Source organism: Desulfobulbus propionicus DSM 2032 (assembly GCF_000186885.1).
GTDB classification, from domain to species: domain Bacteria; phylum Desulfobacterota; class Desulfobulbia; order Desulfobulbales; family Desulfobulbaceae; genus Desulfobulbus; species Desulfobulbus propionicus.
The window spans coordinates 671,764-684,993 of sequence record NC_014972.1 but is presented as its reverse complement, the minus strand read 5'-3'; the positions used below and the strand labels follow the sequence as shown (position 1 = coordinate 684,993).

14 protein-coding genes are annotated in these 13,230 nt (G+C 62.7%); 5 read left to right on the top strand and 9 right to left on the bottom strand.

The window, feature by feature from the left end:
* The first annotated feature begins 180 nt into the window (after window positions 1-180).
* From tsaA to DESPR_RS03090, 5 genes are all read left to right on the top strand, one after another.
* A complete protein-coding gene (gene tsaA / locus DESPR_RS03110; RefSeq protein ID WP_015723357.1) occupies window positions 181-681 on the top strand; it encodes a tRNA (N6-threonylcarbamoyladenosine(37)-N6)-methyltransferase TrmO in 501 nt (166 codons plus the stop codon).
* Window positions 678-1,121 (top strand): PaaI family thioesterase, encoded by a 444-nt coding sequence (locus tag DESPR_RS03105; RefSeq protein WP_015723356.1) that lies wholly within the window; start codon window positions 678-680, stop codon window positions 1,119-1,121. Before tsaA ends, DESPR_RS03105 begins: the two co-directional genes overlap by 4 nt.
* Window positions 1,118-2,020: an MBL fold metallo-hydrolase gene (locus DESPR_RS03100; RefSeq protein WP_015723355.1), complete on the top strand. Its 903-nt coding sequence runs from the start codon at window positions 1,118-1,120 to the stop codon at window positions 2,018-2,020. Before DESPR_RS03105 ends, DESPR_RS03100 begins: the two co-directional genes overlap by 4 nt.
* A gap of 14 nt (window positions 2,021-2,034) precedes the next feature.
* Window positions 2,035-3,090, top strand: a complete 1,056-nt coding sequence (locus tag DESPR_RS03095) for a radical SAM/SPASM domain-containing protein (protein ID WP_015723354.1) — start codon at window positions 2,035-2,037, stop codon at window positions 3,088-3,090.
* Between the two features lie 71 nt (window positions 3,091-3,161).
* Window positions 3,162-3,908 (top strand): DUF6125 family protein, encoded by a 747-nt coding sequence (locus DESPR_RS03090; protein WP_015723353.1) that lies wholly within the window; start codon window positions 3,162-3,164, stop codon window positions 3,906-3,908.
* A 99-nt stretch (window positions 3,909-4,007) separates the two neighbouring features.
* On the opposite strand, the gene DESPR_RS03085 is transcribed toward DESPR_RS03090, so the two are convergent.
* From DESPR_RS03085 to DESPR_RS17000, 9 genes are all read right to left on the bottom strand, one after another.
* Window positions 4,008-4,676: a cytidylate kinase-like family protein gene (locus tag DESPR_RS03085; protein WP_015723352.1), complete on the bottom strand. Its 669-nt coding sequence runs from the start codon at window positions 4,674-4,676 to the stop codon at window positions 4,008-4,010.
* Window positions 4,677-5,185: 509 nt separating this feature from the next.
* Window positions 5,186-5,488, bottom strand: a complete 303-nt coding sequence (locus DESPR_RS03080) for a hypothetical protein (protein ID WP_015723351.1) — start codon at window positions 5,486-5,488, stop codon at window positions 5,186-5,188.
* 35 nt (window positions 5,489-5,523) lie between these two features.
* Window positions 5,524-5,721, bottom strand: a complete 198-nt coding sequence (locus tag DESPR_RS03075) for a hypothetical protein (protein ID WP_015723350.1) — start codon at window positions 5,719-5,721, stop codon at window positions 5,524-5,526.
* A 354-nt stretch (window positions 5,722-6,075) separates the two neighbouring features.
* On the bottom strand, window positions 6,076-7,527 hold the full coding sequence (locus tag DESPR_RS03070) for a hypothetical protein (RefSeq protein ID WP_015723349.1): 1,452 nt from the start codon (window positions 7,525-7,527) through the stop codon (window positions 6,076-6,078).
* Between the two features lie 76 nt (window positions 7,528-7,603).
* Window positions 7,604-8,857 (bottom strand): polysulfide reductase NrfD family protein, encoded by a 1,254-nt coding sequence (locus DESPR_RS03065; RefSeq protein ID WP_015723348.1) that lies wholly within the window; start codon window positions 8,855-8,857, stop codon window positions 7,604-7,606.
* A gap of 3 nt (window positions 8,858-8,860) precedes the next feature.
* A complete protein-coding gene (locus DESPR_RS03060; protein ID WP_015723347.1) occupies window positions 8,861-9,790 on the bottom strand; it encodes a 4Fe-4S dicluster domain-containing protein in 930 nt (309 codons plus the stop codon).
* Window positions 9,791-9,833: 43 nt separating this feature from the next.
* Entirely contained in the window at window positions 9,834-10,364 is a 531-nt protein-coding gene (locus DESPR_RS03055; RefSeq protein WP_015723346.1) for a cytochrome c3 family protein, read from the bottom strand.
* Complete coding sequence (ftsH, locus tag DESPR_RS03050) at window positions 10,361-12,217, bottom strand: ATP-dependent zinc metalloprotease FtsH (RefSeq protein WP_015723345.1); 1,857 nt, start codon at window positions 12,215-12,217, stop codon at window positions 10,361-10,363. Before ftsH ends, DESPR_RS03055 begins: the two co-directional genes overlap by 4 nt.
* Window positions 12,214-13,152 (bottom strand): transposase, encoded by a 939-nt coding sequence (locus tag DESPR_RS17000; RefSeq protein ID WP_015723344.1) that lies wholly within the window; start codon window positions 13,150-13,152, stop codon window positions 12,214-12,216. Before DESPR_RS17000 ends, ftsH begins: the two co-directional genes overlap by 4 nt.
* Window positions 13,153-13,230: the final 78 nt, after the last annotated feature.

Genomic DNA, 13,230 nt, shown 5'->3' with positions numbered 1-13,230 from the left:
GGGTATCGACTTGGCATCCCCCTTGCTTCAACATAAAAAAGAGCAAGGCGGGACGTCGTCCCGCCATCGTTGACGGCAATCTTGGATTGCCTTTCATCCACAGGAGGACGCGATAATGCCGCGAGGAGACGGAACAGAACCCTTGACGGGCGACGGCGGCCCCGGCCGGAGGCATCGACCATGAGCGATCAAGGGTTCACCTATTTTCCCATCGGAGTGATTCGCAGCGAACACACCGTGGCCAAGCAGACGCCGATCCAGCCCGCCTACGCCAAGGGCTGTCAGGGCCGGGTCGAGCTTTTCCCCCCGTTCGCCCAAGGCTTGCAAGACCTGGAGGGATTTTCCCATCTCTACCTGCTCTTCCATTTTCACCGGGCGGAACCAGCCCAGCTGATCGTCAAGCCCTTTCTTCAGGACATCGAGCGCGGCATCTTTGCCACCCGCGCCCCCTGCCGGCCCAACGCCATCGGCCTGAGCATCGTCGAACTGCTCCGGATCGAAGGCAACGTGCTCCACCTGGATGGCGTGGATATCCTCGACCACACGCCGCTGTTGGACATCAAACCCTACACCGCCAAGTTCGACCGTATTGCCGCCACCCGCAACGGCTGGCAGGACGAGGTCGACGAGACCACCGCCCAACAGCTGGGCCGCCGCGAGTACCAGGCCACGACGCCATGAAAATCGTGGAAGAGTCCGTTCTCGGCCGGCTGCCTCCGGCCGAGGTCCTGCGGGGGCATGAGCACTGCCTGCTGTGCGGCACGTTGCATCCCCGCTCCTGGCGTCTTTCCTTCGAACCGACCAAAGCGGACGAGGTGCGAACATTCGTTGTGGCGGGAACCGAGCTGCAGGGGTACGATAACATCGTCCACGGCGGCGTCCTTGCCTCCCTGCTGGACGCGGCCATGACCCATTGGCTGCTGCATCACGGCATCCAGGCGGTGACCGGCGATCTGCGCGTTCGATTTCTCCATCCGGTTGCCTGCGACACCCCCCTCGAACTCCGTGCCCGCCTGCTCTTCGCCTGCCCGCCGCTCTATCATCTCCAGGCAGAGATACGGTGCGGCGAACAACGCATGGCCCGGGGCGAAGGCAAATTCATGCGGCGAGAACAACCATGAGCTTTGATGGCCCGCGCCAACACCTCCAACTTACCATCGTGGTCGACAACGAGGCCGGGGCCGGCCTCATGGCCGAGCACGGCCTGGCCCTGTGGCTGGAAACCGGCGGCAGGCGCATTCTGTTCGACACCGGTCAGGGGGCGGCCCTGCTGCACAATGGCCCGGCCCTGGGCATCGATCCGACCAGCGCCGATCACCTGGTGCTCAGTCACGGCCATTACGATCACAGCGGCGGCCTGGCTCCGGTTCTGCGCCAGTCGCGCGCCCTGCAACTCCACTGCCATCCGGCCGCGGTCAATCCCCGTTACGCCATCCGCAACCGGATCGCCAAGCCCCTGCAGATGCCGCGTGACGCCATGGCCGCCCTGGACCGTCATCCCCAGGAACAGGTGCACTGGGTGCAGCAACCAACCATGCTCGACGGCATCGTCGGCTTGACCGGCCCCATCGCCCGCGAAACCGCCTATGAAGAGACCGGCGGTCCTTTTTATCTCGACCAGGCAGGCCACCGGCCGGACCCGGTGGACGACGACCTGGCCCTGTGGGTGCGCACCGGCAAGGGCCTGGTCGTTTGCGTCGGCTGCGCCCATGCGGGCCTGATCAACACCCTCCAGCAGGTGCGGCGACTCAATGACGGTCTGCCCATCCGGGCGGTGATCGGCGGCTTCCATCTGCTCAACGCCGACCGGCGGCGCCTGAGCCAGACCATCCAGGCCCTGCGCCCACTGCAACCGGAATTGCTCCTTCCCTGCCACTGCACCGGCGAACAGGCCGTGCGCGCCCTGAAGGATGCCTTCGGCGTCCGCTGCCGGCCGGGCATGGCGGGCATGACCCTCTTGTTTGACCAGGCCGGAACAGCTGGGGCCACACCCCCTCTTTTCGTTCCGCCCGATTGCTGAGCGCACGGGGGACCATGCGCTGGCCCTGGCCGTTTCACCGCCCGCCCCGGCTCGACTGGCTGCAGGTGGAAATCAGCACCCACTGCAACGCCGCCTGCCTGTACTGTCCGCGGACCTGCTACGCCTCCCGCTGGCAGAATCGGCTGCTCGCGCCCGAGCTCTTCGCCGCCCTGCGGCCGCTGCTCGCCACAACCCGCCTGCTCTATCTCCAGGGCTGGGGCGAACCCCTGACCCATCCCGCCTTTTTTGATTTCGTCGACCAGGCCAAGGCCGCCGGCTGCGCGGTCGGCACCACCACCAACGGCCTGCTGCTGACCGAGGAATGCTGCCGCCGCCTGATTGCCTCCCAGGTGGACGTGGTCGCCTTGTCCCTGGCCGGCATTGACCAGGAAAACGACCGTATCCGCCGTGGAACCAGTGTGCGCCAGGTCCTGGCGGCAATCGAACGGCTCGACCGACTCAAGCATGCGCTGACCTCGGACACGCCAGCCATTCATATCGCCTATCTGCTGCTCCGCTCCCGGCTGGACGACGTGGAAGCCCTGCCTGCCTTGCTCGCCGGGCGGGGCATCGGGCAGGTGGTGATCAGTACCCTGGACCTGGTGGCCGATCACGGTCTGCTCGGCGAGGCGATTGTCCCGGCCAACGAGGTGGAATATGCCGCCCTGCGACAGCGATTGGACGCGGTGATCGCGGCCGGTGCCGGGCTGAGCCTGCCCATCCATGCCTGGCTGGCCCGGCCGGCAGCCGGCTTGGGTGGCGATTCGGGAACATCGCCGTCCGGCAAGGGCGACTGCTCCGAAAACATCGACAAAGCTGCGGTTATCGCTGTTGACGGCAGCCTTTCGCCCTGCGTCTACACCCATCTGCCGCTCGCCGCCGGCGCCCATGTTTGGACCGCCGGCCAAGAAACTCCCTTTCATCCCCTCGTCTTTGGTTCGGTCGCCGAGCAATCTTTTGCGGCCCTCTGGCATGCGCCGCCCTATGCCGCCTTCCGCCGGGCGCATCGGTCGGGCCGCCCGCCCCTTCCCTGCCGGGACTGCGTGAGGATGCGGATGCGCTCGGGCTAAAATTCAAGTAGTGTCGGTGAAGGTAAAGAGTGGCGTTCTGCAAGAACAACAGCAACCAAGGAGGAGCACGGATGAGCAGTGGCAAGGTGATACTCGAACAGGCTGATCAGGATCTGCTGGTGCGGATGGTGATGGACGGCTTTCGCCGGATTATTGTCCACTATGGCGCCTGGTTCGCCGAGGTGGAGCATCAGGTGGGCCTGGAGAAGGCCCTGGCCGTGGAGGACGATGTCTGGCAGGCCAGCGTGGGCAATCAGCTCGACCGGTTGGGCAAGACCCTGGATTTTCCCACCGAGGGGGGCATTCCCGCCGTGTTGAAGACCCTGCCCAAGGAGGTGCTGGCCGATCTGATCGAAAAGTTGAGCATCAACTGGCTGGCCAACGACGGTATCTGGTTCCAGGCGGTGGAGAACCGGTTCGGCATGGGCGACGCCAAACGGTGCAACGACACCTGCTGGACCCGCTTTTCCCCCTTCGAGGCGGCGCGGATCAAAAAACTGCTCGACCTGCCCGAGGCCGGCGGCATCCCGGCGCTGAAAAGGGCGCTGGGCCTGCGGATGTACGCCTTCATCAACGAGCAGTCGATCGAGGAGGTCAACGACCACTGCATCATCTTCTACATGAACAACTGTCGGGTGCAGGCGGCGCGCAAGCGCAAGGGCCTGGCCGATTATCCGTGCAAGTCGGCGGGCATGGTCGAATACCCCACCTTTGCCCAGACCATTGATCCCCGCATCAAGACCGAATGCGTCGGCTGCCCGCCGGATGACCACCCGGACAACTGGTTCTGCGCCTGGAAGTTCATCCTGGAGGAATGAACAGCCCCGAGACGGGCGGCCTGTTGCCGCCGCCGTCCGCCGACCGGGACAGGGCAACGGCTCGTGGTGCGCTCGGACGCGCCACGAGCCGATCGTGCATCAGATCACCTCGGTTTCGATTTTCCCCTTGGCCTTCACGATCTCCGCTCGTTTTTTTGCCGCGATCGCCAGGTCGGCAACCAACTTTCGGGACGCAACCGTTGACTGGAAGGTCGGTTTTTGCAACACGCCGTGGATGATGTCGACCGCGTCCTCAAGCGTCAGCGTGCTGATATTGATGACCATGTCGTACAGGCGGCTATCCCACGTGTCCGTGCCGTAGACCTCCAGGCTCCATTTCCGCCGCTCCTCATCGTCTTTCTTCAGGACGGCAAGCGCCTCCTCGGCCGAAATGTTCTCCCGCTTCATTTCCTCCCGCACCCGGCTCTCCATATCGGCGTTGATCCTGATTTTGAGCACATGGGGGATGTCCTTGAGAAAGAAATGGCCGGCCAGGCCATGGTAGACGATATTGTCGTTACGAGCATGCTGCAGCAGGGCCGACCGGTAGTAGGCGACATAGCGCTCGGGCCCGTCGAACAGCCGATCAAGAATCTTGGGGCAATCATGGAGCATGCGCACCAGTTTCATTTCAGGAATATTGAATTCCTCGGAGGCTTCAAGCAGGATATCGCGGGAAATGCATTCGTATCCCAATTTCTTCGCCAGTCTCTCGGCGACCTCCTTGCCACGGCTGTATGAGCCTCTTGCGATTGTGATGATCGACATGTGTGTTCCTTTGTCTTTGATTGAATAGACCAGTCAGCCCGTTGCAAGCGCGGCCGCACACCAGTGCGGTTTCTCGTTCGAATTGCACTCGACGCGCGCATCGGTTGCCGATGGCGCGGGCTGATTGAAAATGAAGGGAGAAATCTGCTGAAGGAAGGGGCAGCGAGCAGACAACAGGCCTATGCACGGCGTGGCCGTGCTCGTGTTACCCTGTCAACGATAGGACGACATATATTGTGGCCATTGCGCCGAACCTCGATGGTTTCCTTGATCCCTGCCCAGGATCGATAATCGAAAAAACGGGGAGAGTCATACCTCGAACACCCGCGCACTTCAAGGCAAAATCGTGCGCTCCATTCTACCCAGGGACGGGCGACAAAAAAAACGCCGCGTGCCGCCATTCCCACGCCTCCCGCCCTCTACACGAAGAAAAGCCCCATCCCCGCGGAGGGATGGGGCTTTCCGTCTTGTTCGGGAAACCGCCATGGCTCCCCGAACCCTGCCTGCTTCTACTTGCTCACCGGCACGGTGCGCTTCTCCTTGTTGACATACTTGAAGAAGATGGGGAAGGCGACGAAGAAGGCCACGCAGATCAGATATTCGATGCCCTTGATATGGGTGTAAAAATCGACCGCGGTGTGCAACGACTTCATCATCCCGGTGGCCAACATGTACTGCCGGGCCAATTCGCCGAACTGCCAGTTGGTGTGGTGCAGGGCGCCGACAAAGGCCGCCACCACCCACAAAACCACGATGGTGCCCAATCCCAGCATGATGGCCGATACACGTTTGCTGCTTTTGTTGTCAGACATTGTTTTTCTCCTTGAACCGTTTAGATGTGTCAAAATCAGTGCCCAATAATCGTACTGATGTATCCTTGAATCAGATTGCCGACCCCGCCGCTGGCCAAGCCGCCAATCAGGCAGGCCAACGCCCAGATGCCAATCAGGCCGGCCATGGTCATCACGATCCGCACGGTGAATTTGGACGTTTCCTGGGCGACATCGGTCTTGGTCTCGTTCTTGTTGATAATTTGGGTTGTCATGGTGTCCTCCTTGAAGTGGTGAGGGTGATAGACTTCGTTTTGCCCTTGACAGTGCACCCGCGATGCCAGGAAGATCTCTTGTGAACGAAAAATCAACCACAACGTCCAACAATCCGATATAAATACAATTTTTTCTCAAATCCCCCGACGGCTGGCAGGCATTGCGCCACCACGCTTATGTGGCACCACACCATGGCGGCCACAAGACCGTGGCGTGCGGCTGCCAATGCTGTGGCGCGTCTGTCACGGTTCTGTTGCGAAGCGTGGCGGACAGGTTGGGCGGCGGGGGGTTCGCGTCACGAATAAACAAACGCCGCACCACAGTGCGGCGTCATCGTCTTCATGAAAACGGCGTTATGCCACGGAACCGCGGCACGGCAGTTCAAGGAGCAGGAGCGTCCCGCCGTCGGAGGCTTCCAGGGTGAGCGAGGCGTCATGCACCTGCAACAGATGCGTGCAGAAGGAGAGCGACGGCCAAACTGGGTCCAGGGGGGCCTCCCACAGACCGGCGCTGTTGGTGAACAGCAGTGTCAGCCGAAAACGCTCGCCTGGCTGTTTCCTGCATTCGATATGCAGCCGTTTTTCCCCGGGCGGATCGGCCATGCCGTCGAGCAGGATCCGGCGGCCCTGCTCCACCAGGGTCAGGGCCACCAGCCAGAGATCGCCGGCGGCGACCGCGGCCTCGGCATCGCAGTCGGCCGGCAGGGTGAGGAGAATGGATTCGGCCCGCAGCGATTTCTCGAAAATCAGGCCCAGGAGATGAAACAGGGTGCGCAGGGAGACGCTTGATGTCCGCGCGGGCTGCCACTGACAGATCCGTTGCAGGGCTCCGACCAGTTCTGCGGTCTTCTTTTCCTCGCTGGCCAGCAGCTCGCAGACCCGAGCCATCTGCTGCCGGTCCCCCTTCCCTTGCTCGTTGAGATCGATCAGCGCCTGCGTGTAGTTGATCACCCCGTTGATGCGGTTGGTCAGCTCGCTCGCCAGTTCCGTGCCGATCCAGCCCGTCACGCCGTACCGGTAGCGGAGCGCGGCCAGACGAAGCTGATCGGGGGTGGTCGGCGCGGCCGGCGCTGGGGATTGCTCCCGTTCCCTCTCCCGGTCCAGCAGTTGGCGAATGCGATCGGTCAGGGTGTGCAGGGAACAGCTCGAATCCTCCTCGTCCGGGCCAGCGGCGGCGGTCAGCCTGCACAGGGCCAGGATCGGGCCGGCCAGGCGGCGGTTGAGCACGAACAGCAGCGAACAGGACACGACCACGATCAGCCCCAGGGCGCCGGCAATGATCTTGTGCAGGCCCAGAAGGATAATTTGCGTATGATCACTCAGGCTAAAGCGAAACTGCTGCAAGCCGACATTGATCCCGCCAAGGGAACGGACCAGTTCCGCCGCTTCCCGGATCTTTTGCGGGCGGTTCTCCTGCACCGCCCGCAGCCGCACCTCCAGACCGACCAGGTCCACCCGGGAGGGCAGCATCCGCTTCAGCCCCTCGGGCACCAGGATGTTGGCCGCCAATGCGCCCACCTCTTTTTCAAGGCTCTGCAATTCCGCGTCAAGGGCATGAAGATTGACCTCCTCGCCGACAATCAGGGAGCCGTCGAGATGATCCTTGATGGCGGTGAACTGGAACAGCAGCCGGTCGCCCGCAGCCACCGCCTGGCGGCATTGGTGATAGAGCAGATACTGGCGGACGCCGAGAACCAGGACCGCCGAAAGAAACAGCAGCACCGAGACGGTGATGGCGGCAAACAGCCGGTTGAGCGGCCAATCGGTCCATGGCCACCGGCGAGCGCCTTGTCTGCGGGACGTCACGACAGACCTCCGAGGTGGTCACGGATTCCGGCACGGGAAGAGGCCAGGGGGCTGCCGGAATCCGCAACCTGCCACATCATTTTTCGCCCCGCCATTCATACAGGATCGGCAACCGGTAGAGAATGAACCGATAGACGATGAAATAGAGGGCGAAGATGGTGATGGTGATCCACACCTCCTTCCAATGCGGGATCTCCTGGTAGAGCTGCCAGTTGAAGCAGATCATCGAGGTGTTGAGCCGGTTCCAGACAATGCCGAGCACGCTGATCAGGGCGGCGAAGCGCACCATGGCCACGCGCCGGTGCTTGACCCCGTAGGCGAAGAGGATCATCGGCAGCACCACGGCCACCGCCATTTCCAGGAGGAAATATTGCCCCCAGCCGGTCAGCAGGTAGGCCCAATCCTGGTCATGCGCCACCCCGACCAGCTTGATCACCAGATAGGTGATCAGGGCATAGGCACATCCCTTGCCCAGCCCGAGAGTGCATCGGTCGACGTTGTCCAGGAAGCGGCGGTCGCAGCGCCAGATCATGAAATGCTTGCACAGGGTCGCGGAGCAGATGACCATGGACAGGCCGGCGAAGATGGCCGAGCAGAAGAAATGGATCCACTGAAAGTTGGCCGAAAACCAGAGCGGGTGGACCTTGGTGGGCGCGTAGGTGAACAGCGCGCCCAACGCCCCCTGGTGCAGGGTGGACAGGATGATGCCGGCGATGGTCAGACCGATGGTGATCGACTTGACAAATCGTTTGCCCTTGAGCCAGCCGACCCACTCGAAATAAGCCGACGACACCTCGGCGATCTGCACCGACAGGTAGGTGGCCACATGCCAGGCCACGAGGAAGAGCACCGCCGCCGGCCCGAGCGAGATGAACATCGGGTAGTAGAGGCGCCAGGGCATGCCCAAATCGACCAGAAGATAGACGACGGCAAAGAAGTAGCCGAGCAGGCCGTTGAGCAGGGCCAGCCGTTCGATGGGCGCGAAATCCTTGCGGCCGAAAATCTCCACCGTGGTGCCCAGCAGAAACCCCGAGGCGGACAGGGGCACCATGCCGAACAGCCCGAACCCCAAAAACAGGCCCCAGGGATAGTCGTTGGAGGCGTGGGTGACGGTATCGAGCCCGAACAGGTAGCGCTGGATGAGCAGCGGCACGCCGATGGCGAAAATGAAGATCAGTACCCAATTGACCGGGTTGCGCAGGAACTGGGCCTTGTAGTCCTCGCGGCTCAGGCCCAGCCAGAGTTTTTCCTTGACGGTCCACACCCCCCCATCCGGCTTGAGATGGGAGACAACCGGAATTTCCTGCTTGTTGTTGATAAAGGTGTGCATGGCTCAGACCTCCCCCTCGTTGTTGTTCTTCTGTTGTTCCATTGTGTCTTTCCTGGTCGCCAGGAGATTGAACCCGGCAAACAAGGCCGGCCAGATGGTCAGCACCATGGGGACGATGGACAGGAAGTCCTTGACATAGTTGAGGATGGGCTCCTTGGGAACCGAGGTGTCCATGCCCACCTGGTCGAAGGGCGCCGGTGACAGATACATCCAGGAGGTTCCGCCGGCTTCGTGCTCGCCGTAGATATGGTCGACATAGGCGCCGGGATTCTCGCGAATGCGCTGCGTGCCCATGGCCACCAGGTCGGAACGGCGGCCGAAGGTCAGGGCCTCCTGCGGACAGGCTTCGACGCAGGCCGGCGGCAGTCCCTTGGTCAAGCGGGTATCGTGGCAGAAGACGCACTTCATGATCCGCGGCTTGAACGCGCTGGAGTAGCGGAAGGTCGGGATATAGAAGGGGCAGGCGATCATGCAGGTCCGGCAGCCCACGCACACGCTGGGGTCGTAGACGACCGCGCCCTCTGGGGTCTTGGTGTAGGCATTGACGAAACAGCTGGTCAGGCAGGCCGGCTCCAGGCAATGGTTGCACTGGATCTTGCGAAAGAGCGGATGCTCGCTGCCGGGAATGTCGTAGCGGTTGACCACCGTGTAGCGGGTCTCGTCGGTGCGTCGCTTCTGACCGTGGTGCAGCTCGTCGAAGACCGAAAAATCGTTGAACGGCTTTTCCGGCGCGGGCAGGTGCTGCTCCTTGTTGCACGCGGCCTCGCAGCTGCGGCAGCCGACGCAGCGCGACAGGTCGACCAGCACGCCCATGGCGTCGGGATAGCCCTCAAAGGTCGCGGCGTCTGTTTTCTTGGCCAGGGAGACGGTTGCCGCGGCCGAGGCAGCCAGACTGCCCCGCAGAAACCTTCTCCGATTGATCAATGTCTTCATGGTCATGTACCTCTGTGGTTGTGGCGTTAATGTGTATGCGGGATCATTTACCGTGGCTGTCCTTGGCGTTGGCCTTGCCCTGCCCCTTGCCGTCAAGATGAAAGAAGGTTTTGCCGGCATCGGTCATGGCGTGGCAGCCCTCGCAGTGCGACGGCGCGTTCTTCTTCACGTGGCAGGGCACGCAGTTGAGGTGGTAGGCGCCCTTCAGTCCCGGTTTGTCGATGTGATAGAGGTTGCGGTTGTCGGTAGCGGTGACCTGTTCGGGATAGAACTGCTTGTGGGTATGGCAGTCCTTGCACGACACGGTGCTGGCTTCCGGGGAATGGGCATGGCAGCGGACGCAGTTGGGATCCATGTCCTGGTGGCCGGTGGTGTGGTGATGGCAATCCTTGCATCGGGCCAGCTGCGCATGTCGTTTGTGGCTGAATTGGACCGGCTGATACAGATTGGCCAGGGCATCGATGGTCACCGTCTCCGGCGCATCGATCTGCTCCAGGGCCAGGCCAGGCGTTGGCAAGGCCCCGGCCAGCAGTACAACCGCGGCCGCGAGCACGGCCTTGGGATTAATCGTCATGGGTGAACCTCCATCTGTTCGTGATTGTTGGAACTGTCATGCTTTCCTCCGTTTTCGGTCAATATCCGTTCTAGTTCCCGTTCCTTCAGGTAACTGCGGTACACAATGGCAACGTCCTCGGCATCCATGGTCTCCTTGAGCAGCAGGGCCTCGGCGAATTTATGGAGAAACCGGTTGTGCTTGTTCAGCAGCTCGCTCGCCTGGTCGTAACACCCGTCGATCAACCGCTTGATCTCCCGGTCGATTTGACGGGCGCTCATTTCGCTGTGGGGCTTGCCCTGACTGCTCTCGCCGAGGAAGCCGTCGCTGCCCCGCTGGTAGGCGACCGGCCCCAGCGCCGGGCTCATGCCCCATTCGCACACCAACCGGGCGGCAATGTCCGTGGCCTGCAGGATGTCGTTGCTGGCGCCGGTGGTCAGGCGATTGAACACCAGAGCCTCGGCGGCCCGGCCGCCGAGCAGGATGGCTATCCGGTTGAGCAGGTATTCGCGCGAATAGGTGAGGCGGTCGTCCAGGGGCACCTGCTGGGTCACGCCCATGGCCCGTCCCCGGGGGATGATGGTGATTTTGTGCAGCGGGTCGGTTTCCTCGAGCATGAGGCCGACAAGGGCATGGCCGGCTTCGTGGTAGGCGGTCAGGCGGCGGTCCTTCTCGCTGATGGCGATGTTCTTGCGCTCAAGGCCCATGACGATTTTGTCCTTGGCCTCGTCGAAATCGCTCATCTCCACCGCCGCCTTGTTGTGACGGGCGGCGGTCAGGGCCGCCTCGTTGACCAGGTTGGCGATCTCGGCGCCGGAAAACCCGGGAATGGAGCGGGCGATCTCCGCCAGGTCGATCTCCGGCGAGGTGACGATCTTCTTGGCGTGGACCTCAAGGATCTTCAGCCGTCCCTTGACGTCCGGCAGACTGATGGTGATCTGCCGGTCGAAGCGTCCGGGACGAAGCAGGGCCGGATCGAGGATGTCGGGCCGATTGGTGGCCGCGATCATGATCACCGTGTCCTCGGAACCAAAGCCGTCCATTTCCACCAGCAGGGCATTGAGGGTCTGTTCGCGTTCATCGCTGGCGCCGCTGCTTTGCCCCCCGGTCCGTCGGCCGCCGATGGCGTCGATCTCATCGATGAAAATGATGCAGGGCGCGCTCTTCTTGGCCTCCTGAAACAGTTCGCGCACCCGCGAGGCGCCCACTCCGGCGAAGATCTCGACGAAATCCGAGCCGCCCATGGAAAAGAAGGCCACCGAGGCCTCGCCGGCAATGGCCTTGGCCAGCAGCGTCTTGCCGGTGCCCGGCGCGCCCTGGAGAAGCACGCCCCTGGGGATGCGGCCGCCCAGGCGGCTGTATTTCTCCGGCGTTTTGAGGAATTCGACGATCTCCTGCAGCTCCTCCTTGGCCTCGGTGATCCCGGCCACATCCTCGAAGGTCACCCGCTCGCTTTTCACCGGGGTGAATCGGGAACCTCGGCGGGCGGCGAAATCGCCCTTGAACGACTTCTTGCTGAAAATCAGCCAGCCGCTGAGGATGAGCACCACGGGCAGAAGGGACTTGAACAGGTCGGCAAGACCCGACGGAGCCACGGCCTCGCCGGTGATGGCCACCTGCCGTTCGAGCAAGAGAGGAACCAGGGCGGCGACATCTGGGACAAAGGTTCCAAAGGGCCGGCCGGCACTGTCTTCGCCGGTGAGCATCTGCCCCTTGAAATGAACGGTGCGGATAGCGCCCTCCTTGAGCTCGGCGAGAAATTGACTGTACGCCCGCTCCGGAGGGGTGGTCTCGCGCAGGTAGACGTTGTAGCCGAACACGACGATGGCGGTGACGGTCAACAGCAGCAGACCGAGCTGGATCGGATTTCTCATGGCTGCCTCCCGCCGCGGCGCGCCGCCTCGTGCAGCGGCCGGGTCGCCTGCTCCGGATGCCCCGCGCTTCCCAGCACGCCGCTGAGCAGGGCCCTGAACACCGCCTGGTGATCGGACAGGAGCGAGGCATTGTTGCGAAAGCAGAATTCATCGAGGTAGAGCTGGAGGTGCTTGACCGTGACCCCGCCGCGGTGCACGGTGTGCAGGCAGGTCTCGAAACTACGACCCAGCTCGAAGGCCCGCGACGGCTGCAGCAAGGAATCGGGCTGCGTCGGGGCCACGGCATAGGGGCCTGCCTGGTCCAGGAGGGCGAGCAGCTGTGCGTCGCCGCTGAGCAGGGTACTGTTGACCTGGACCGCGTCGTGGAGAAACAGCACCAGCTGCTTGCGGTCGAGCTGGGGGATGTGGCGCATGCGAATACGGCCGGTGATGCCGAGGGCGAGCACGATTTCGGCGGCGGTCAGCACCAGGGCGCGTTCCTTGCGCTCGTACGCCGGGGCCACGAGGCCGCAGCCGATCTCCACCACCCCCCGGCAGCGTTCGTCATCGGCCCGCCCCATGGCCAGGCGCAGTTTCTGCAGCCAGGTCCAGGCCGTCTGGTAGCAGGAGGTGCCCAGCAGCCGCTGCAACTCCTTGGCGCTGACATCCAGCGGCTGGGCGCTGAACCACCAGATGGTCAGCAGCCATTCCCGGAGCGGTTTCTTGGCCCCGTGCATCAGGGTGCCGGTGGTCAGCGAACTGCGGTTGCCGCAGTGCGGACAGACCGGGTAGCGACGGGGCGTCAGCTGCGGATGACGGGTGCGGCAGAAGGGGCAGACAAATCCCTGCGGCCAGCGCAAGGGAAACAGAAAGGCAACGCAGTCCTCTTCCGTGGGAAAGAGCTGGTCAAAGGTCTTGAGAATGGGACTCTGGTTTTCGGCGCTGGTCGTGTCCATGATGGCGGTCCAGGAGCTGAGGGGACATACCTATCCACTTGGCTACGGACGTTTGCATGGGAAGTGCCACACTGAACC